The organism is Stieleria varia, assembly GCF_038443385.1.
Classification (GTDB): domain Bacteria; phylum Planctomycetota; class Planctomycetia; order Pirellulales; family Pirellulaceae; genus Stieleria; species Stieleria varia.
In genome coordinates, this window is the sequence record NZ_CP151726.1 from 357,867 (window position 1) to 380,274 (window position 22,408).

At 55.2% G+C, this 22,408-nt stretch carries 16 protein-coding genes; 13 read left to right on the forward strand and 3 right to left on the reverse strand.

Annotation, left to right across the window (positions count from 1 at the left end; all coding sequences use genetic code 11):
• Window positions 1-33: 33 nt before the first annotated feature.
• From Pla52nx_RS01370 to Pla52nx_RS01380, 3 genes are all read right to left on the reverse strand, one after another.
• On the reverse strand, window positions 34-1,164 hold the full coding sequence (locus tag Pla52nx_RS01370) for a Gfo/Idh/MocA family protein (RefSeq protein ID WP_146517769.1): 1,131 nt from the start codon (window positions 1,162-1,164) through the stop codon (window positions 34-36).
• A gap of 103 nt (window positions 1,165-1,267) precedes the next feature.
• The gene (locus Pla52nx_RS01375; protein WP_197454157.1) at window positions 1,268-2,278 is read right to left on the reverse strand and encodes a sugar phosphate isomerase/epimerase family protein; all 1,011 of its coding nucleotides are present in this window, start codon (window positions 2,276-2,278) and stop codon (window positions 1,268-1,270) included.
• Window positions 2,279-2,405: 127 nt separating this feature from the next.
• Window positions 2,406-3,656 (reverse strand): hypothetical protein, encoded by a 1,251-nt coding sequence (locus Pla52nx_RS01380; RefSeq protein ID WP_146517770.1) that lies wholly within the window; start codon window positions 3,654-3,656, stop codon window positions 2,406-2,408.
• A gap of 162 nt (window positions 3,657-3,818) precedes the next feature.
• On the opposite strand from Pla52nx_RS01380, the gene Pla52nx_RS01385 reads away from it, so the two are divergent.
• From Pla52nx_RS01385 to Pla52nx_RS01445, 13 genes are all read left to right on the forward strand, one after another.
• Entirely contained in the window at window positions 3,819-4,994 is a 1,176-nt protein-coding gene (locus tag Pla52nx_RS01385) for an aldose 1-epimerase family protein (protein ID WP_146517771.1), read from the forward strand.
• 249 nt (window positions 4,995-5,243) lie between these two features.
• Window positions 5,244-11,243 carry an alpha-2-macroglobulin family protein gene (locus Pla52nx_RS01390; RefSeq protein WP_146517772.1) on the forward strand — a complete coding sequence of 2,000 codons (6,000 nt, stop codon included), beginning with the start codon at window positions 5,244-5,246 and terminating at the stop codon, window positions 11,241-11,243.
• Window positions 11,244-12,694: 1,451 nt separating this feature from the next.
• Window positions 12,695-13,234 carry a hypothetical protein gene (locus tag Pla52nx_RS01395; protein WP_146517773.1) on the forward strand — a complete coding sequence of 180 codons (540 nt, stop codon included), beginning with the start codon at window positions 12,695-12,697 and terminating at the stop codon, window positions 13,232-13,234.
• A 322-nt stretch (window positions 13,235-13,556) separates the two neighbouring features.
• A complete protein-coding gene (locus Pla52nx_RS01400; RefSeq protein ID WP_146517774.1) occupies window positions 13,557-14,381 on the forward strand; it encodes a DUF2262 domain-containing protein in 825 nt (274 codons plus the stop codon).
• Between the two features lie 119 nt (window positions 14,382-14,500).
• On the forward strand, window positions 14,501-15,007 hold the full coding sequence (locus Pla52nx_RS01405) for a hypothetical protein (protein WP_146517775.1): 507 nt from the start codon (window positions 14,501-14,503) through the stop codon (window positions 15,005-15,007).
• A 622-nt stretch (window positions 15,008-15,629) separates the two neighbouring features.
• Window positions 15,630-16,559 carry an acetoacetate decarboxylase family protein gene (locus Pla52nx_RS01410; RefSeq protein WP_146517776.1) on the forward strand — a complete coding sequence of 310 codons (930 nt, stop codon included), beginning with the start codon at window positions 15,630-15,632 and terminating at the stop codon, window positions 16,557-16,559.
• Between the two features lie 264 nt (window positions 16,560-16,823).
• On the forward strand, window positions 16,824-17,015 hold the full coding sequence (locus Pla52nx_RS01415) for a hypothetical protein (RefSeq protein ID WP_146517777.1): 192 nt from the start codon (window positions 16,824-16,826) through the stop codon (window positions 17,013-17,015).
• Between the two features lie 224 nt (window positions 17,016-17,239).
• On the forward strand, window positions 17,240-17,929 hold the full coding sequence (locus Pla52nx_RS01420) for a tetratricopeptide repeat protein (protein ID WP_197454158.1): 690 nt from the start codon (window positions 17,240-17,242) through the stop codon (window positions 17,927-17,929).
• 553 nt (window positions 17,930-18,482) lie between these two features.
• Window positions 18,483-19,211 carry a hypothetical protein gene (locus tag Pla52nx_RS01425; protein ID WP_146517779.1) on the forward strand — a complete coding sequence of 243 codons (729 nt, stop codon included), beginning with the start codon at window positions 18,483-18,485 and terminating at the stop codon, window positions 19,209-19,211.
• 130 nt (window positions 19,212-19,341) lie between these two features.
• A complete protein-coding gene (locus tag Pla52nx_RS01430) occupies window positions 19,342-19,953 on the forward strand; it encodes a metallophosphoesterase family protein (protein ID WP_146517780.1) in 612 nt (203 codons plus the stop codon).
• A gap of 889 nt (window positions 19,954-20,842) precedes the next feature.
• Complete coding sequence (locus Pla52nx_RS01435; RefSeq protein WP_197454159.1) at window positions 20,843-21,106, forward strand: hypothetical protein; 264 nt, start codon at window positions 20,843-20,845, stop codon at window positions 21,104-21,106.
• 156 nt (window positions 21,107-21,262) lie between these two features.
• Window positions 21,263-21,760: a DUF6386 family protein gene (locus tag Pla52nx_RS01440; RefSeq protein WP_146517782.1), complete on the forward strand. Its 498-nt coding sequence runs from the start codon at window positions 21,263-21,265 to the stop codon at window positions 21,758-21,760.
• A gap of 94 nt (window positions 21,761-21,854) precedes the next feature.
• Entirely contained in the window at window positions 21,855-22,367 is a 513-nt protein-coding gene (locus Pla52nx_RS01445; protein ID WP_146517783.1) for a hypothetical protein, read from the forward strand.
• Window positions 22,368-22,408: the final 41 nt, after the last annotated feature.

A 22,408-nucleotide genomic window follows, 5' to 3' on the forward strand; every position in this document is an offset into this window, starting at 1 on the left:
ATAGGCGAAGCCGGCGTTGGACTCGGCTGCGGCTCAGACGTTCTTCCAGGCTCGTTCGTCGGCGCTGGCCAGGACCGCGTCGCAGACGCGTTGGGTTTCCAATGCGCTTCGGAAACTCGGTTCAATCGGATCGCCGGTCTCCAGCGACTTCAGGAAGTCCGCGACTTGGTGGATGAAGGTGTGTTCGTAGCCGATGTTCAGACCGGGAACCCACCAGTTGCCCATGTAGGGCATGTCGCCATCACTGATGTGAACGCTTCTCCAACCACGGACGATCGAGTCGTCGCTGTAGTCGAAATATTCCAAGCGGTGCAGATCGTGCAGGTCCCAGCGGATGGATGCGTTTTCGCCGTTGATCTCAAATGTGTACAACGCCTTATGTCCACGTGCGTAACGAGTGGACTCGAACAGACCCAACGAGCCGTTGTCGAAGTGGCAGTGGAACAAACAGGCGTCATCGATCTTGACGGGTTTCTTCTCGCCGGTCTCTGCGTGCGTGCGTTCTTTGACGAACGTCTCAGTCATCGCTGAGACATCGGAGATGCTGCCGTTGAGCCAAATGGCGGTGTCGATGCAGTGCGCCAGCAAGTCGCCGGTGACGCCGCTACCGGCTGCCTCAGCATCCAGACGCCACGTCGCCGCACCGCCTTGGGGAACGTCGGCGTTGATCGTCCAGTCTTGCAAGAAGTTCGCGCGGTAGTGAAAGATCCGCCCCAAGCGTCCTTCGTCGATCAACTGCTTGGCCAACGTGACCGCAGGGACTCGGCGATAGTTGTACCAGACCATGTTGGCCACGCCGGCCTTTTCGACCGCTTGGCACATTTCCTCGCCGTCGGCAGTGTTCATCGCCAGCGGTTTTTCGCACAGCACCATCTTGCCTGCTTCGGCAGCCGCGATGGAGATTTCCTTATGCAGGTTGTTTGGTGTGCAGACGTCGATGGCATCGATATCGTCTCGTTTGATCAACTCGCGCCAGTCGGTTTCAACGCTTTCGTAACCCCATTGGTCGGCAAACGATTGAGCCTTGTCCTTGTTTCGCGCGCAAACGGCTTTCAGGACGGGCTTGTACTCCAGGTCAAAGAAATGGTTGGCTTGGCAGTAACCATTGCTGTGGGTACGGCCCATGAATCCGTAGCCGACCATGCCGATGTTGAGAGGTTTCACGAGTGCTTCTGGGGTTGGAGGGAAAGGTATTTGGAAGGTGCGATTGGCCCGGCCGCTGACGCGTCGCTGCTGACAAGTTGAATCGACGGACTAAACGTTTGGATCAAATCGAGTTGTCGCGGACTTTGATCATGGTGTCCAGGATCGTGTTCCACGTGCTTGGGTCCTCGAGTGTTTCGTTGGCAAACATACAGCCGTCCCAGCAGATGTGTTTGATTCCGCGTTCTTGGTAATCCTTGAGCCAATAACTGGCGCAACGAACGATGTCGAGTTTGCCGTTGGGGTCATCCGCTTGGCAGTGCTTGCCCGTCTTGTCGTGATCACCTGCGCCTTTGACATCGCCGTCGTTTTGGGCGACGTGAAAGTCGATCGTCCAGGGACGCAGTTTGTCGGTCATGACTTCGTAGGCCGCATAGAACTCTTCTTCCGTGTAGCCTTCTTTCAACAAGGCGTGTTCGGGAGCGTTGTAGCCCATCAGGTAGAGGTAGGTGTGGGCAAGGTCGGCTTGAAAACCGAGCGACTGTGGCATGCCGACTTCCTCAAGCAAATCCAGCATGTCTTTCCAACTGTGCATCCCGGCCCAGCAGATTTCACCTTCGGCAGCCAAACGTTCGCCGTGATCGGCAGCGATCTTGGCTGCTTCGCGAAACGTGTTGGCGATCTTGGTCGTGTTGCCCTTGGCATCCTCACGCCATTTGTCCAAGCCGAACTCGGCGCTGTCGATGCGGATGCATCCGTATTCGCGGACGCCGTGATCGTTAAAGATTCCTGCGATACGGCAGGCCATCTTGACGGCCGAGAGGAATTTATCGACTTGTTCTTTGTCGCCCATGGCGGAGTCACCGATGGTGCCTGGCCAAACTGGTGCCACCAACGAGCCGACTTTGAATCCTTTTGATTGGATCATGTCGGCGATCTTGCGAAGATCCTCATCGCTGGCTTCCGGGTCGGTGTGCGGCAGGAACAGGAAGTAGTCGATGCCGTCGAACTTCTGCCCGTTGACTTCCGCCGCAGCAGTCAAATCCAGCATCTGTTCCAGCCCGATCGGTGGCTCCTGGTCCGGTCCGTCGCCTTTACCAACCAGGCCGGGCCACATTGCGTTATGAATTTTCATGGGGAGAGTTTCGTCGTTGGGGTGAGGATGATGGGAGGAGATGAACCGGAGCGTCGCCGACACGACGACAGATCGGGCGTTGTCGCCCGATCGTCAATGGGTTACCCGATGGGCGTTTCAGCCAAGATCAGCTGCCGGCGGTCGGCAGGTCACTGTGAACGTTGGGGCCAAAGTATCGCAAGCCGACCAAGGGCTCCGTGCCCAGGTTTTCGATCTCGACACCGCCGGTCGCCGCTACGTGTGAAATGAACACTTCGTCGGTCGTGTTTTCGCCGAAGCGAATCATGGCCGGCGTTTGCAAATCCAGTTTGCCCATTCGCCCGCGTCCTTGGACCGTGATCCAACTACTGGCACCGGGATCTTTCAGCGTGCACTTGGCACCTGGATCGATGGTCAACTCTTTGGCACTGAATAACTGTTCGCCATCGACAGTTCCATAGACGATCCAGCGATCGGTGTATCCGTCGCCGCTGCGGTTTTCGTCGACGACGGGCTCCAGATAGTTGCTTTGTTTGAAGTGCGTATCGACGTTCTTGTCCCAGTCCAATTGTCCGACGATGAAATCGAGATCCTGGTGTTTGTCTTCCGGCATGTCTTTGACCAGCAGTGACCAAGGCACGTAGCGGCCTTCAACGATCGACTGGTACATGCCGAACACGTCGCTGCCCCACTGGGGCTCGTAAGTGCACAGCGATCCGGGGGCGTGCAGCACGCCGGGCGGAATCAGCCAGCCGGTCCCACGTTTGAGGCGGTAAGCACGGCTGAGATCCAGCATGCCGTTGTCACCTTTGTTCCAATCTTCTAGACAGCGTCGGACGTCTTCTTTGGTCGTTCCCGGCTCCAACCCCATGAACGTGTAGGCAAAGTTGTTGTCGACGTTGTTCAGTTGCGGAGGAAAGTAGTAGCTTTCCGGCTTGCCTTCTTGGCCCACCAACGCGGCGTCTTCAAAGGACTGGTGCATGTGGTGTGGGATCGGTCCCATGTTGTCAAAGAATTTGCTGTACACAGGCCATCGATCGTACTTGCTGAAGATCGCTTCGCCGACCAAGTCCTTTCCGCGTTCGGCGACGGCATCGCGGAGCAAGAATTTCTGGCCTTCGAACAGGCAGAACGAGAGCCCCTCGTGCCACACACGGCCTTCGTTGGCTGCTTCGGTCGTGCTGCCGAACCAGCGTTCGTCGATGCCACCTCGGTCGGCACCAAAACGATAGTAGTCGTTGGGGTGCAACTTGATGCGTCGTCCCGGGTGCAGGAAGGAGCGTGGCACCCAGGTGGGAGTCAGCCGCAGCAAACCGTCGCCCGCGTTCATTGCCGATTCCAAGATTCCGGCGACACTATCGCCTTGCACCAATCCGTCGTCCAAGTTCACGTCAGTCATGGTTTGCAAATATTCTGCATCAAATGGGTATTTGTGGGTGGGGAAAGTCCCCGCATGTTTTATTCGCTGGCAACCTGAGGTACAAGAACGGCAGCCCGGAGGTCGCTGAAATCGCGTCATTTCCTCCGCTCTCCATCATCCGTCATCTCCCATCAAACGACCATGTCCGAAATCGTCACCGCTCGATCCCACGAGAATCGCGTCCAGAGCATCCGCTGGAACGATCAGTCCCCACTGACGATGGCCTTGGAGACTCGCCGCGGGATGATCCACTGTGAGCACGGCATTTTCGTGGGCGGCAAGGCCGATGGGGTGGAAGTGGTCCAGATCGACACAGGGGTCGCCAAGGTCATGGTGCTGCCGACACGTGGGATGTCCATTTGGCAAATCGAGTGTGACGGTGTGCGTTTCGGGTGGAATTCACCCGTGGCGGGTCCCGTTCACCCATCGCTCGTCCCGATCAGCGAAAACTCCGGACTGGGATGGCTGGATGGTTTCGACGAACTGGTGGTCCGCTGCGGACTAGAGAGCAATGGAGCCCCCCAGCACGATAGTGCCGGACACCTCGTATACCCTCTGCACGGTCGAATCGGAAATCTGCCCGCCGACTCGCTATCGATCGAGTACGACGAAGCGTCGGGGCGGTTGGAGCTGATCGGCGAAGTCTGCGAGTCTCGACTTTTCTTTACCAACCTGCGTTTGCAAAGCCGACTGCGGGTCAACGCCGGGTCCGCCGATATCGAACTGCTAGACAACGTCACCAACGAGCGCAGCACCGCTGCAACGATGCAGTTGCTCTATCACATCAATGTCGGCAAGCCGGTGTTGGGCGAAAACGCCAAGCTGCTGGCTCCGCTGGAGGAACTTGCCCCCAAAGACGACCGATCGGCTGCAGAGATCGACCAGTGGAATCAGTTCGGGCCGCCGGAATCGGGCTACGCCGAACGAGTCTACTTCGCCAAACTTCGTGGCGACGATTGCAACGACACGTCTGTGATGTTGCACAATGCGGAGGCCAGCAGAGGACTGGCGGTGACGTACAACCTCGCCGGCTTGCCGAACTTTGTCCTTTGGAAGAACACCGCCGATGAAGCCGATGGCTACGTCGCGGGACTCGAGCCGGCAACCAACTTTCCCAACACACGAGCCTTTGAAGAATCACAGTCGCGTGTGGTGAAACTCAAGTCCGGTCAGACAGCAGCATTTCGCGTGACCATCCATCCGATCACGAGCAGCGAAGCGGTGACCGAGATGGAATCAAGAATCAAGAGCTTGGCGGGCGATCATTCACCAGAGATTCACTCGTCCCCCAAGTCGGGCTGGTCCGCCGGTGTGTAGCTGTAGCTCGACGCTCCAAGTCGTTGGCGACAAATCTTGACTTGACGCCTAATAAACGGTCCCGCCAATCGTATTTTCCGATGGTGTGTTGCTGCTGAATTCCCGGCCTGCGGCCATTTTTGCACGCTATCAATGCGAAAATCCGCCGTTTTTGGAAACGTTCGGCGTTGTCGATTCGTCATACTGAAATCGCGATATTGAGTATCGCGGCGTCAACTTGTCTGTTCTCCTCTGTCCCCTGACAGCTCCATGAAACGTCTTTTTGTCCCCTTTCTGATCCTGGCAACTCTGTTGGTCGTCTATCGAACCCATACCGCGGCGGAACCACAGCAACCTCAGGAACAGCAATCTCAGGAACAGTGGACGCGGGTGAAAGACGCGATGAACCAAGGGCTGCCGAAAACGGCGATCGAGGAACTTGCACCGATCATCGAGCGTTCCAAAGCAGAATCAAAATTCGACGAGTGGATCCACGCCGTGACGCTTCAGATCACCCTGGAGTCGAACATCGAAGGCAACCAACCGGTCGAAAGGATCACGCGTTTGGAAAAGGCGATTGAGACCGCTCCGCCGGAAACCAAGGCCGTGATGAACACTCTGTTGGCCAATTGGTACTGGAATCACTTTCGACAAAACCGCTGGCGTTATCAACAACGAACCCAATCCAGTGGCGGCGGCAGTGATGACATCGAGACCTGGGACTTGCCCCGCATCTTGGCCAAAGTCGACGAAGTGTTCACGACGGCACTGAGTGATAAAGCAGCACTGCAGCAGATCCCGATCGAACGTTTCGGCGAAGTCTTTGTCCCCGGCAACGTCAGCGACGCGTATCGGCCGACGCTGTTCGACGTGCTCGCTCACGACGCGTTGGAGTTCTACACAGCGGGAGAACAGGGGGGATCGAAATCACAGGATTACTTTGAGCCCGCCGCGGAAAGTCCGATCTTTTCCGACACCGCCGACTTCATCGCCTGGGAGCCCGAAACGACCGACGCGGACTCACCCACGCTGCGAGCGATTCGGCTGTATCAAGACCTGTTGCGATTTCATGAGTCCGATGAAGACGTCACAGCGTTTGCCGACAACGATCTTTCTCGCATCGTGCTGGCCAGCGCCAAAGCGGTCGGCGCTGAAAAACAAGATCGCTACCTCGCGTCGCTGCGTCGTTTGATCGAGCGATACGACGATCATCCCGTTTCAGCGCTCGCCCGACACTACCTAGCACAACAACATCACAACAATGAAGACTTCGTCCTGGCACACGAGATCGCTTCGGTCGCGGTCGAGCGTTTCGCCGACAGCGTGGGCGGTCGTCGCTGCCACAATCTGATCCAACAGATCGAAGCCAAGCAACTCGAAGTACGAACCGAACGCGTTTGGAACGGCGACCAGCCGGAGCTCCTGGTCGACTATCGCAACATCACCGAAGTCCACTTCAGAATCGTGAGGTTTGATTTTGAAACTCACATTCAAAGCTCACAACGCGAGCCCCATTATGTCTACAACAATGAGTTACAGGAGTTATTGGCCCGCCCATTTCTCAAATCCTGGTCCGTCGAATTGCCTGCGACGGAGGACTACAAGGCACGAATCGAAACGCTGGAACCGCCCGCCGGGTTGCCGCCGGGATCGTACTTGTTGATCGCAAGCGGCAAGCAGGACTTTTCGCTGGACGAGAACCAGATCTCAGTGGTCGAGATCTGGGTCAGCGATTTGGCACTGGTCGTACGAACTTCATTCAACAGCACCGTGGTCAACGGATTTGTTTTGGATGCTCAGTCCGGTGAACCCATCCGGGGTGCTACGGTCGACGCATGGATTCGTCAGCGTGACGGACGTAGCACGCGGAGCATGTCGGTGCGAACCGATCAAAGCGGATTCTATGAGTTTCAACCGACCCCTCGTCAGCAACTGACGATCCATGCACGGCACCGCAATCAATCGCTGTCGTCGGACAACGTGATTTCGGTGCGGGCGCGGCGTGACCAAGAAGAGCTCGTTCGCGCGACGAAATTCTTTACCGATCGCTCCATTTACCGCCCCGGTCAAACCATTCAGTACAAGGGCATCTGCCATTCGTACAACCAAGCCGACGGCGATTACAAGACATCGCCCAACATGCCGGTTACGGTTGCCCTGTTCGATGCCAACAACCAGGAAATCCATCGGCAAGAACATCGCTGCAATGCGTACGGCAGCTTCAGCGGCAGCTTCACCGCCCCGGCAGATCAACTCACCGGTCGCATGTCCATACGCGTCGTCAACGGTCCCAATGGACAAGCTCAGGTTTCCGTCGAACAGTACAAGCGGCCCCAGTTCAAGACAGAACTGGATGCACCGGAGGTCGCTGCAAAACTAAACGAACCTGTCGAGCTGACCGGACACGCCACCGCGTACAGCGGCGCACCGATGAACGGTGCGACCGTTTCCTATCGCGTGGTTCGCGAAGTTCGCTATCCCGGTTGGTGGTATTGGCGTTGCTGGTGGGCTCCACCGCTGGCCAACAGCCAAGAGATCTCGCACGGAACGACGGAAGTAGGCGATGACGGAACGTACAAGATCTCTTTCGTCGCCAAACCCGACGCCTCTGTCCCTTTGGAGAGCGAGCCCACATTCCGATACACGGTGTTTGCCGATGTGACCGATACCACGGGCGAGACGCGATCGGATTCCAAGACCGTTCAAGTCGGCTACACGGCATTGGCGGCGACGCTGTCGACAGACTCATGGCTGGTCAGCGATTCCGGCGTTCCGCTTCGCATCGCCACGAAAACACTGGACGGAGTCGGCCAAGCCGCCAGTGGTGAAATCAAAATCCATGTGGTCCAGCAACCCGAAGAAGTGATTCCGCCGCGATTGTTAGCGAGCAATCAGTACTACCGTGGCAACACGGAACCGGAGAAGCCCGATCCGTCCGTGCCCTCCTCGTGGGAACTCGGTGAACTGGTCGAAGAACTGTCGTTCGAAACCGACGCCGGTGGCAACGCCGAGTTGAAAACCAAGCCACTCGCCCCGGGAATCTACCGAGCGTTGCTGTCCACCGAAGACCGATTTGGAAAGTCGGTTTCCGCCGTCGTTCAGTTCCACGTCTTCGATCCTGATGCGAAACAATTTTCAGCCAAGCTGCCCAGTAAGTTCTTGGTCAAAGACACGACGGTCCAACCGGGCGACACCTTGGTCGCGATCTGGGGCAGTGGGTACACCAAAGCCCGTGCGTACATCGAGATCGAACATGAAGGCAGGATCATGCGAGGATTCTGGACCACGCCTGGCCAGACCCAGATGAAACTGGAGCAGCCGGTGACCGAAGACATGCGTGGCGGCTTTACTGTTCGGATGACGATGGTGCACGACAATCGTATTCACGAACACTCTCAACGCATTCCCGTGGAATGGAACAACAAGAAGCTGTCCGTCAGTTGGGAACACATGGTTTCCAAACTCGAACCGGGCAGCAAGGAGACTTGGACAGCGACCGTCACCGGCCCCGATGCAGAGAATCGATTCGCCGAGATGGTCGCCACCCTCTACGACGCGTCTCTGGATGCGTATCAGTCTCACACATGGTCCAGTACTTTCGGTGTGTTTTACCAAGACCATACGCGGATACGTTTGATGTTCGCCAATTCGTCAAAGAATTTCCATCGTGTGCATCAAACTTGGGGACAGCAGTATCTGGATCCCGCGCTCACCTATCGGCATTTCCTGCCGGAACTGACGTACAACTATCACGGGTTCCAAATGGCGCGCATGCGTCGGGGTGGATTCAGTACAGGCGCGCCCATGCCGATGGCGGCAGCCGAGGGGATGATGGATGGCGAAGCTGCCTCAGCGCCAATGGATGGTGTGGCGTTGTACTCCTCCGTCGCCCCGATGGCCAAAGCGACGGCCGAACAAGCATCGGGCCAGCAAGACGCCTCCCAGCCGGACTTGAACCAAGTCGCTCTGCGAAAGAACCTCAATGAGACCGCGTTCTTCTTTCCCCACTTGCTCTCCGACAAGGATGGCCAGGTGAAGCTCGAGTTCGAGATGCCCGAAGCGTTGACGGAGTGGAAATTCATGGGCTTTGCCCACGACAACGACCTGAGTGCCGGCCTACTGACCGGTTCGACCGTGACGCAAAAAGACATCATGGTCCAACCAAACCCACCTCGATTCTTGCGAGACGGAGATCAGTTGGAATTCACGGTCAAGGTCAGCAACCTTTCGCCGACCCGTCAGACCGGCACGGTCCGCTTGAGTTTTCTCGATGCCCGCACCGAAGAGAGCATCGACGACCAAATCGCGAATCGTGACAGTGATCAAGACTTTGCGATCCCGGCTGGTTCCTCCGAAACATTTTCTTGGAAAATCAGCATCCCCGACGGCACGCCTTGGTTGATCTATCGCGCCGTCGCTTCGACTGGAAAACTCTCCGACGGACAACAAGACTTCCTGCCGGTCCTTTCCCGCCGTGTCTTGGTCACCGAATCGATGCAATTGCCGATTCGTGGCCAACAGACCAAGCAATTCGAGTTTGACAAACTACGAGACTCGGGGAACTCGGATTCGCTGACGCACCAATCCTTGACCGTGCAGATGGCGTCCAATCCATCATGGTACGCCGTGATGGCGCTGCCCTACTTGATGGAATACCCCTACGAGTGCAACGAACAAACATTCAATCGGATGTACGCCAACTCGCTGGCACAACACATCGCCGGTAGCGATGCACGGATAGAAAACGTGTTCGCCCAGTGGCGAGGGACGAAAGCACTGGACAGCCCACTGGAAAAGAACGCGGAGCTGAAGTCTGTCATGCTGCAGGAAACGCCTTGGCTGAGTGACGGCAAAGACGAATCAGCCGCGCGACGCAACGTGGGGATATTGTTCGAAAAGAACCGCTTGGCTTCCGAGCTGAAATCGCAACTCAAGAAACTGACCGAAAACCAGTTGCCCGGCGGCGGATGGTCGTGGTTCCCCGGTGGTCGTGAAAACGAGTTCATCACCTTGTACATCACGACGGGATTCGGGCGTCTGAGGCACTTGGGTACCGACGTCGATGTCTCCGCAGCGGTCAAGGCTCTGGCATTCCTGGATGCGGAGATGACCGAGCGATACACTCGCATTGACGAGGGCAACCGAAAGGACAACCAGCTCAGTCCCCACGTCGCGTTCTATCTCTACGGTCGCACGTTCTTTCTGAAAGATCACCCCATCGACGACAGCAATCGCGTGGCGTTCGACTATTGGAAATCACAAGCTCAGAAATACTGGTTGGATCTGAACAACCGCCAATCGCAAGCCCACATCGCAGTTGCCCTCAAGCGACTGGGCGATGCACCCACGGCCAACGCCATCATGCGATCGATCGATGAGCGTAGCGTGTCCGATGAAGAAATGGGCATGTACTGGCGAGACACCGAGCGTTCTTGGTGGTGGTACCGAGCACCGATCGAAACACAAGCGATGATGATCGAGGCCTTCGATGAAGTCGCCGATGATGCGGAGTCGGTCGAGGCGTGCAAGGTTTGGTTGCTGAAACAAAAGCAAACGCGAGACTGGAAGACCACCAAGGCAACCGCCGACGCCGTCTACGCGCTGCTGTTGCGGGGAACTGATCTGCTGAGAAGCACAGAATTGGTCATGGTCGAACTAGCCGGCGAGGCGGTTCAGCCTGAATCGGTGGAGGCAGGAACCGGCTACTACGAACAGAAATTTTTGGCCGGCGACATCAGCGCAGAGCAGAGCCAAGTCACCGTGATCAAGAAAGACCCCGGCGTGGCCTGGGGCAGCGTCCACTGGCAGTATTTGGAAAACATCGACAAGGTGACCACGCACTCCGATGGACCGCTGAGTTTGACGAAAGAGTATTCGATCAAGCGAAACACAGCGGACGGCCCCAAGTTGATTCCGATCACGGAAAATGAATCACCACAGGTGGGCGACGAACTGGTCGCCCGGATCGTCGTGAAGACGGATCGCGACATGGAGTACGTTCACTTGAGGGATCAACGTGGCAGTGGAACCGAGCCGGTCAATGTGCTTTCCGGGTACCGATTCCAAGACGGGCTAGCGTACTACGAGTCCACTCAAGACACCGCCTCGCATTACTTCATCGATTACCTACCCAAAGGCACCTATGTCTTCGAGTACAGCGTGCGAGTGCAACATCGCGGGCAGTATCAAACCGGTCTGGCCAGCATCCAATGCATGTATGCCCCCGAGTTCAACAGCCACAGCGAAAGTGTCGAGCTGCGGGTACGGTGAGCCACGGGCTCAGCGAGCACCCCGGGTTGGAGTCCAGGCTTCAGCCGCTCAGCACTGCACGCCCGCGTTGGAGTCCAGGCTTCAGCTGCTCAGCACTGCACTCGCCACTTCACGTAGCAGCGTCTCTCGGGACGTGAAGTTTATTGCTGACGTCTTTGATTACCCATCTGTATGGGGACGGATTCGGGAAAGCGAAATTGGATCCCGCGAGGGATCGCAGAAGGTAGCCACGGGTCGCCGAAGGCGCACCCGTGGTATGCGACGCCCCTGTTGAATCGACCCCGCAGGGTGTCGCAGACTTCTCAGAATCTGGGCTGCGACACCCTGCGGGGTCGGTTCGCGTCAGGCCGACTCAACCGGCGATGGTCGCTGCGCTATATCGCCGGCTACCGTCTGCGACCGCTTCACGGTCATATGCAGCAAAAATTCTATTCACGTTCTCCGAGACGCTCACCTCAGCGAGCGAAGCGAGCAGTCCCATGTGCCGCAGCCCAAACAACCAAGCACGACGCGCAAGCAAGTGAATCTAACGAATCACTCACGATCGCTTCGGACACGATCCGAGGGACACAGCACTTTGCTGCGTTGGTCAAACGTGTCGATTGATGTTGGCCATGGAGCATGAAAACTTCCTCTGCGCGTGACCGCTTCCAGGTGCGGAGGCAGCGACAGCATAAAGCGTGGGGCGTCAGCCTCACGTCCAACCGACAATCATCCCATCAAGCTGCGGAGGCAGCGACAGATACTGCTAATTTCGTAAGATGGGACTCCCCTCCAGGTCCGAGCCGAAGTCCTGCGATTGCTTCCCAGCATCTCCAGGCTCACCCTTTTGCTGGGACCGTTGAATTCTCCGCAGAGTCTCACACACTTCTTCCAAACGCGGGCACTCTTCCCATCGTTTCCGCCGGCGAAACTCCAGCAGCGCTTCTGCCACTTTCGTGCGTTTCCAAATGGGCATGCCGTCGGCTTTGACGCTAATCAGGTACGCAACAACATGCTCGCCATCAAACTTCCACCGCTCGCGCTGGGCAATCTGGTGATGCCGTCGCAACTTCGCGTACCAGATTGCTGGCCAGTCCGGTTTTCCTGAAGCGAGAACGATATCAAGAGCCCTACCGTGCCCACTATCCCGCCTGCTCTCAAATCTTGTCATTGCATGCCCCTCGAATCGGAAATCCAAATGCACAAAATGTCAGTGCTGTCAGAATGCAAGCCCTGTCAAGCGGTGTCACCCCCACCCGAGATTGTATTCAAAACTGCAACTGCCTAGAATGCTAGGCGTTCTTATTGGTCAGTTGCTGTGAAGCCTGAGCAAAACCAGTCAACAGCCAATAAGTCCGGGAGAAATCGAGGCGTAACCGCCCATAAAGCGTCAAATAACCAACCGCCAAGTCCTGACTCCCCCTAATTACAAGTTCGTCGAATAGGGCATTTCGCAGAATCTCAGTTTCATGCTTTCACGCCTCCGTCGATCAATTACGCTCATCCGCCAGCGGTTAACTAACTCGGTATTCCTGGAACGTGACGACGTCTCTCGCGCGTTCATGATCCGGAGTCTGGACCGACCTGAGCTCTCAGAGACGCTTCCATATACGTGGAAGGGCGAGTCATTTTTCCGGTTCTGGAACGCGACGCTCGACTTGGAAGTGACAACATCACATGGAACGCTAAACGAAGCGCAGAACCAAGCAGTGTTGGCAGCTACGACGTGCGACGCCCCGATGATCAAGCAAGATTCTCTCGATCAAATTGCCGATTGGTTCAACGCAACCTATGCTAATCACGAAATCCTTGTGGATGACGAGATCCACAATGCCCCGCTTCGGACACATGATGACGTAGTCGCAAAGGTTTCACTGCCGCGTGTAGTCATTGATTTATCGGAGACAGCGGTGCCTGGTCGCTTTGAGCTGCATTTTCCATGGAGAACTCACAACTTTTACGACTTCACTGTGGATGTTAACTTATGGGCAGTCCAGGGTAAGACATGACCGACGAACCATGTGGTGCAACGGAGGACGGGTGGTGCGTTTTTTTGTCTGCTTGCACGTCGTTTGCCCGTCCCCGCTGATCACCGCCGATCAACGCGGCTAGCGTTCGAGTACAGTGTGGAGGCAGAGACGGAGCGGAGTTCTTGATGAACCCACGGTCGAGTTGACCGGGTACAATGGCAACGAGCGACGCTGGTTCCGGCCGTCGCTCCTTGTACCGCGATGATCCATGTCGATGCACCCAAGCCGCGGGTGTTGTCGTTACGCACCACAAGAGACCACCGCCGCGGCTGGGTGATCTCTGCGTTACGTGACGAAAACGATGGACGAAATCGACCGCCAGAATCAGCGTGAAGACAAGCTCTACGAGCAGCTACTAGCATCACCCGTGGTCGAGTTGGCGGGAGTTGTCAGCCCAAGCGGTGTCGGTGCGGGCAAGTCTCGCGGACAACAACTGTGGTCACTGTTGCTTTCGTTTGACGCTTGGCGGATCAACGGTGGACCGATTCGCACGGAATCGCTCACGATTCGCCGCCGCGTCACGGACGATGAACTTCGCGAATTCCAGTCAGCCATTGATGCCGAAACGGTTGTCCGAATTCGTGCCCGCGTCGCAGAAGACAATGTCTTCGGCTTTGTGCAAGCCTATATTGAAGAGCATATAGGGCTCGCGGATGACCGCGAGCTTCAGGCACGATTGGACGAACTCCAAAAACCGAAGACCGTCGAGGACGACCAGTTTGGCACATTCACGTTTGATCGTCGTGTCTCATGGTACTCTGCACAAGTCGAGTGGGTGGGCGAAACGATTGATCTCACGCTCAACGCCGAAGAACCGGATGAGATCAAGTCATGTTTGAAGATCGCTCGCGACCTGTGGTCGCAGCAATCGTCATGGAAAACTCGCGTCGACGATTACGCCGTTCAAGAACTGTTGGCACTCAAGAACGATACGTGGCTTGGTGATGACGAAACCGAATTGTCACCAGAGGAATTCAAGAGCAAGATGACGTTGCAGTCGATCTCCATCTACCCAGATGACGACTTTGACTTCTGGCATGATGACGGCGATTTATTCTGGGGCCACTCGATACAGGTGTCTGGTAGTCTCGCTGGCGGTCCCACCTCCGCCGACATCCCCGGATAGTCACGTAACAACACAATGCACCCGAGCGGGCGAACTAGGTGTTTTTGAAATGGACAGTCAACCGCGCCCGCCGGGTGATTGTGAGCGTTATGTCGCTAACTTCGCCGCAGGCCGATGCGATGACTGACACTGACTACTCTGCGGTGATTGACGAATTCGATCGGCATGTCCGCAACTATTTCGCCTACCTCGAAACCGAATACGGCTTTGCTGCATCGCCGACCCGAACTCGCGACATACACGAACCTCGCGACGCTGGTGTGTCCATACGCTACAAGACCGATGCCGTCGGCATTACGATCGGATTGTCTTTGATTGGTGCCGGGATCGCTGTCACGTTCAAGAATCTGAATTGGATCGACATCCCGAAGAACAAACGTGTGAAATACGTGTCACTTGATTCTGTGATCGCGTATCGAACGACCGGAACTGCCAAGTCCCTACTGCATGAATTGACCTCAGCACGTCGCAAATACTGGCCGGATGGATTCCTGATCAACAACATGGAATTGGCTATTCAATCACTCGCATCTCAACTAAAACAACACGCAGCCGATATTATCAGCGGGGATTTGTCATCCTTGCCGGACATCGCTGCTCTTGATCGCGGACAAATCGCAACATAACCAACGGGTGAACGCGAGCCGGAATCGGCCGGGTGGCTCGCTTCGCTCGGCAACGTTTACTCCCGGCCGCGTTACCCAAAACGTTCGTGGATCAAAGACCTTGGCACCGCTCGAATTACCGTTTGACCCCAAGTCTTTCCCTTGGCCACGTGATTGGCAAGCGATTCCACCAGGCTTCGAAGAGGCTTCCGCCGATGCCTTAGGGCACATGGAAACATTTGGAACCTATGAGGTCCCAGCGATCAATTTCGTTTCGGAACTTCGACGAGAGATATGTGCGGATCACCCATTATTCCACCGATGCTTTATTGCGATTGCATGTATTACGATTGACCCTGACGATGTTCTGTTCTTCACGGACGATCCAAACGAACCATTCGCGTTCGTTCACCTAACGTGGCACATTGAACGAACCGCAAACTTTCCCTGGTGCCGCACGTTCGCGACAATTGACTCATTCCTTGAACATTGCTCTGATGGGAGCTGAGACGTTCGCCAACAGATCCACGAACAATCCGATGAACCCAAGCGGCGGATCGGGCGTTTCCTGACTACAACATTTTTCGCCGCCGCTGGGTTATCGGTAGCGTTCGTCGCATCGACATTTTGGCACGAAAATACAATGAACAAGACATTTGATCGCCGCAAGTTGCTTGCAACCGGTTCCGCCTTAGGGCTTGTAGGCCTCGCGCCGCGATCCAGCGCCGAAGACGGATCCTCGTCTTCAAAGCCAATGGTTTCCCTTCGTGGTCGGATTGAGGCCGAACCGAATTGGTTGATGCCGATTCACTTTGGCCCAATCGAATGGGGTGGCGATCAGCAAGTTGGTGCACCACAGTACGAGGTAACAGCGATTTCGCTGAAGTACGTCACCGACGAAGAGCAGCTAACCAAGTACCTTCCAGTAGGATTTGAGCTCGATGGACCACCGCTGCTAAACATCACCTATTCGCAGAACACCGAGATCAGCTGGCTTGCCGGCGGACAATATAACATTGTGGCAGTCACTGCACATGTCAGGTTCAATGGTGAACAAGACGTGCTGACCGGTGAATACGCCCTTGTCTTGTGGGAAAACCTTGCTGAACCCATCTTGGCTGGAAGAGAAGCACTCGGGATTCCAAAGATCCACGGTGACATAGAGGACCATCGCATATCCAACGGCATATGGAGCACGAGACTATCAAAGAACGGCAGTGCTATTCTTGATTTAGAAGCGTCCAATGCCGAAAAAGTTGAAACGGCACAACTCAAAACGCTTCGGGACTCCGCCATGAATCATCGATTGCTTGGCTGGAAGTATATTCCCAACGAAAACTGCACGGCACCACTTGTGAGCTACGCCACCGTGCTGCCCTCAAAGAGTGTGGTGCACGAGGCTTGGAGTGCTCAGGGGAATCTTGATTGGCATACCCAGGCTTGGAAGACTAACCCAACGCAATCTCACATTGTTAATGCTCTTGCGTCTCTCCCGATTGTCGAGAAAAAGTCTTGCACCATAACGCGTTCGAGCAAGACACTCTTGAGTGGAAAAGCGAGGCGATTAGTGTAGTCAGGAATTTGCGTTTCTTCCCAGCAATTCACATCCGCTGATGCAAGCGACGAACCATCCGATGCAACCGAGTCGCGGTAGCGGGGCGTTTTGAAATGGAAGATCAATTGCCGCGACCGGCTGATCACTACCGTTACCGCATGCAATCGTTGATCTCGACAGGTTTCCACCATTGAACCTTCAACCAGACTGAATTCATTGCGGCCCGACGTTGGTGATCCTCCCGATGTTCAGAAAGCTACATCAACTGGGTGTGGATGTGTAATGCTCGCTCAGGCTGTTGCAGTTGCCATCGCCATTGCGTTCAAGCACAATGGATACGACGGACCGGCATTGATCTTTCTGATTGTGTTTCCGCTTGGGATTTTGTACAGCGTTTGGTCAGAGCATCATGCGGTCTACCGTTTACGGAAGCCGGAGACGCTTCGGAAATCAAAGCGAGAATCAGAGAATTGAATCATCCAGGTTGCTCAATACCTTTCAAGACAAATGTGGCTCTCAAACCCTATGCGTTACTCCAACACCGACCGGCTGTCATTCGCATTCGGTAGATATGGAGTGCGGTAACCAACGGATGCAACGGAGGACCGGTGGTCAGCAATTTGACATGGACACCCAACTCCCGGTCCCCGTTGAACCTAAACGTTCCCCGACAGATGAGTTGCACGTTCAAATCTCAAATGCGATTTCTGATTTTTGCCTTGGCTTTCGCCCACGCTACCGGATGCACTCGTGACGACGACCGCCCACTGATTGAAGACAAAGAAGCTTTTGTCGACCTTTCTGTCGACGAACAGTCGTCCCTCATCGGTAATGATCCGCGTCTCGATCAGCGAATTGCTGAACTGACCGAAGAAATTGAAGCGACACCGAATTCCAGAGCGTATTCGCGGCGTGGCGGCGCATATGTATTGAAGGGGAGCTACGGACTTGCAATGACCGACTTCGATACCGCGATCACACTTGATTCCGGTAACGCGCATGCCCACTACAACCGAGGTGTTCTACAATCTCAGTTGTTCAAGCACAAAATGGCGATCGAGGACTACACATCTGCGATTAACGCAGACACGCAGTATTCACTTGCATACGCAAATCGAGGCATGGCTCACCTTGAGCTAGAGAACTACGCAATGGCAATCGTTGACCTTCGCGAGGCAATAAAATTGGACCCAGATGACCATCTTGCGATGCACGCGCTTGGAATCGCCTTATTTGAGAATCCAGATCGTGCAGAAACTGATAGGAGTACCGCTAAAGATCTCCTAACACGTGCATGCGAACTCACCAATTACGAGTACGACAACTACGTGCGATCGCTTCGCTACGTCGAGGGCCCTCCCGAGGTTCGCCCGGATGACGGCGGGTAACCATCGGATGCACGACGAGTCGCCGAGTCGTGGTTTTTGAAGTGGAGGATCGCTCGCGGCGACCGCGTGATCCGTGTCGTTCGTCTTGCGAATTGAAAGTCAGCTTGATCTAGGGAATCCAATGCATGCAACCAGGTCCAGACTTTCCCCCAGCAAACGAATCGTCTCCTCGCGCGGGACGACACCGAATTGATTGCATCCTTCCCCCCCATTCAATGGCAACTCTGGCCATTTCTGGCTGCCTTATTCGTCCTGTGGACCGCAATTGCTATTCCCTTGGGGACTTTGATTCATTGCGCGTGGTTACGCAAGTATCGTGGTAGCGTTCGGCCAAAGAACTGGGTGCTAAGAACATTTGTGTGGTTTTATCTCCTCACCGCCGGGCCACTTGCGGTAGGAGCAATCATAGCATGGCAGAACAAAACGATCTTCTGATGGTCTGCGAGAACGACGAACCATCGGTTGCAACGGAGGCCGCGAGTTGACATTATTGACGTGGTGAGTCTTTCGCGCGGGCCCGCTGAACCGTACCGTTCTGCGATATGAGGCGAATGTGAAACTATTTGATGAATTCGCCTATATCGTGTTTCCCGCATACGGTGGCGCTTTTCAGGACATGGAGCCGCGCATTGCGGAGTGGGATCAGGTATTCGAGGGCAACTATCATTTTCTGTATGGGTTTCATGGTGGCGGCATTCTCTCCGTGCCTCTCTCAATTCCAGAACAGACTCGATATCGGCTTGCTACGTCCGATTGTAACCCAAAGGGCGTGTATGGGATGGTTCTTGGCAACGCGTCTGGAGAGCGACTGACTGGACTCTTGTCCTGTGCTCAGGAGGATCGCCCGCCAGCCTTTGCCGTGAAAACGGGTTTGGCAGATCGAGTACCGAATCCCACTGTCAAAGTAACGCCTGAGCATTTTGAATCATTAGGCGATGGGCGAATGCTGTTGGTGGTGCCAAAGTCTACAAAAAGGATGCTGGCACAAATCGAACTTCTCCCACAATGGTTTGCCGAATTCGGAGTGACGCTTAGCTCCGATTCTGTTGATACTCGCGAACGTCTGAAGGGCGTCGCAGTCAATTGGTTTGCCGATCCGCATCGTCCGATGTTTAGCTTTGCTATGTCAGGTGGTGTCGCCAACGCTGCATGGCAAACGGCGGTGACCTATTACATTGCCGAATACTGGGACACCCGGGTTCGTGGGTTGGACTCGATGCACATTCTCACAAATATTGATGGCAAACCCTCTTTCCGACGAAACTGGACGTCCAACAAATAGGTTATTTGTCGCAGAACAAAACGCTGAACCCGAGTGGCCGATGACGGGTTCTTGAAATGGACGTTCGCTCGCGGCCACCGGGTTAGCGTAGTCGTTCGTCGACTGAAGACCTATTGGAAACTCGAGCGTAGTGCGAACGTTAGCATTTGGTGACATTCATGGTTGCTACCGCTCGCTCGACGCGTTGGCATCATTCGCTTCGTTTGAATCGGACGACCGAATCATCACGCTTGGCGACTACGTTGACCGTGGTCCTGATTCAAGACGCGTGATCGAATGGCTTATCGATCGGCAGACGAGCGGTGTACTCCTCTCCCTTCGCGGCAATCACGAGCTAATGATGGTCGCGGCACGTCATTCCGAACGACACCGCGACGAATGGCTGGCGTGCGGGGGTGATGCCGTGCTTTCTTCGTATTGCACTGATCGACTCGATGACATTCCCGACAATCACTGGCGATTCCTCACTAGCTCGCTTCGATCGCATTTTACGACCAGAACTCATCTCTTTGTCCATGCGAATGCATACGCTGAGATTCCGATCGACGAACAGCCGGACTTCATGCTTTACTGGGAATCGTTCGGCAATCCAGCACCGCACGAATCTGGACTGACGATGGTTTGTGGTCACACTCCACAACGCGATGGCTTCCCACTGTCGGTTGGCCACGCAATCTGCATCGACACGTGGGTATGCGGATGTGGCTTTGGACAACCGACCGAATCCATACGAGCCGAGTAAAGGCGAATTGGCAAGCGTCACCCCCGCGATGACAATCAAAATGGCACGACTCATAGGGACGCAGCATCAGAGCGTCCCGGCAGCGTGGTGCTGCCGATGAAACCATGCGGCGGTCCATCCGTGGCCTGAGTTCTTGTGGCTTCTCGTGCTTTTTGTGGCAAGCAGTCTTCACTCGCTGGGTCGAGGGCAGCGATGGCAACGAAAAACACAAAGACACACGAAAAAAGCTTCGTAACTGAGCAACTTCCGATGATTGTCTTGTCTCATCGACTGCGATTGTGACACCGCTTGCGGCCACTTCTTTCTGCCGACGCTTGAGCTTTGTTCGTTTCGCAGGAGGTGTTGTGTATCGTGTCCACGGCGATCGCCTTCGGGATCGGTTGGGTATTGGGATGTTGCTGACCGTCGGTGAGCTGTCGCGACCAACGGCTACCATCTTTGACCGGCTTCGCGGTCAGAGAGAGGCCTTTTTGGTGGGACGATGCTTTGGTTGCGTTGATGCTGATGGTGGTGCGACGTGTGATATGTTCGGATGATTACGACTGGTACTTGGAAACGCAGGTAGAAGTGGCAAAGGAAACGGAGCCGGAACCGGCGAAAGCGATCCAGATGGACCTGCCTGGTTTGACACCGGGAGTGTCGTTCGAGATAGAATCTTTTAGAGGCGGGTTGGATACTCGGATCCAAGCTCTACGGGCCAAGTCATTTGGGTTGGCAATTTCGACAAAGCTCAACGCCCGATCTAAGCATGCACGTCCTGTGCTTGCATAGATCGCAATTCGTTCGCCAGTTGAGAACACGCTATGATTTCGCCTAACTTATCCCAACGCTGATGCGGTCGACTCAGTACACCCTCAAACGGGCTTTCTTGTATACGGCGATTTTCGCAGTGTTTTGTGCCTTCGTTTCAGCGCATCCAGAGCTTGCGATGTTTGCCGGGATTCTACCTGTCGCTATCATCGCTTTCTCCTGCTCACGCAGACGAGTTTCAACGTTTTTATTGATCGCCTTTTTCACAACGCTTGCATTGTTCTGGTCATTTTCTTTCCCTGGCACGCACCCTACTCAGGAAGATGGACTCTGCGCGACCGTGGGCGCTGCGGTAGGTGCTGCTGTCGATCATGCCCGTACCCTGCTGCGCGAATGGATTTAGGCAGTCCCGACTTAGCCGTGATACCACGCGATTCGGGCTGCGGAGTGCGTTACAATAATAAATGTCGAACCATGTCATCCACCATAAGGACCGCATGGCGTTTTTACAAATGGAACCCACATTGGCGGTCCACGGTGATGACCGCCGTTATTTGTCATGACAGCACCGCGGACGATACCGACCGAATCGTCTTTTCGGACCGACACGGCAACACTCGCCGTGTTCGACCCAAAGCGGTTGGAACATCGACTTCACGATAGCGCGGACTGGTGGTCGATTCCCGGTGATGAGGTCACTGAAATCAACGCGGGAAACGTGCTGTTCGTTTCAACCGGCACTGACGGTGACTATCTGCTCAATGTGTACTGCGAACCACCGCCAGATAACGTACTGCCGTTAGCCTTGTCGGCCCTAATCCGATGTGACAGCGGTTCTTTGTTCTTTCACGCTGGAGAATACGTTCCAGCTGGCGATATGATGCCGGACACCACGTACGGCGGCCTTCAACTTGAATTTAAACCAGGAACGTATCGCGTAACCGTGCTACACTTGGTGCCGTACTGTTTGGAGGTGTTTGTGGCGCTAGCCAACGAAGACGCGGCCAACGACTTTTGCGACAGCCCGGCTTTACCGTGGCCCAAAGACGACAAGTAACAATGGGTTGGACGCGGAGGACTCGAAAGCGACTTTTTGACATCGTTGATCTTTCGCTCGGCCCCGCTGAACCCTAACGTTCTGGGACTAATCGATGCGTCGGTTCTCGATTCGCAGACTTTTGCTTGCCACGACAGTCGTTGCCGTTTTCTTCGGCCTATACGCGTACACTTGCACTTCACACGCACACAACGTTGCGATTCGTGCCGCCGAACTACGGAGCATCAATTCGATCGTCGGTATGTTCGGTGCTGGGCAAATTGTCGTAACCGAACGCGGCGGGACTTACGCGTTTGACGGCAGCATTTTTCACCTGCACGACGATGAACCACCCTACGCACGCTTCTACGGGTACGACACGTACCGACGGGTTACGAACATTCACTTCAGAGGCGATGTCGATCCACACGTTGTTGATTATTTGCCAGACTTTCGGAACTTGCGATCGGTTTCGTTTTCGTTACTGGTGACGGTGGACGGCGAGTTCCCACCTCGATTCTTAGATCTGCTTTCTGCAACTATTGATTTCCGTACCAGATCGCCGGACGTTTCTGTTTCGGTTACGTGCACTGACACACACGGCAATGTTGTTTTTGACGACTCATAGTTGGTCGTGTACGCTCTTCCGCTGAACGAAAGTGCACAGAC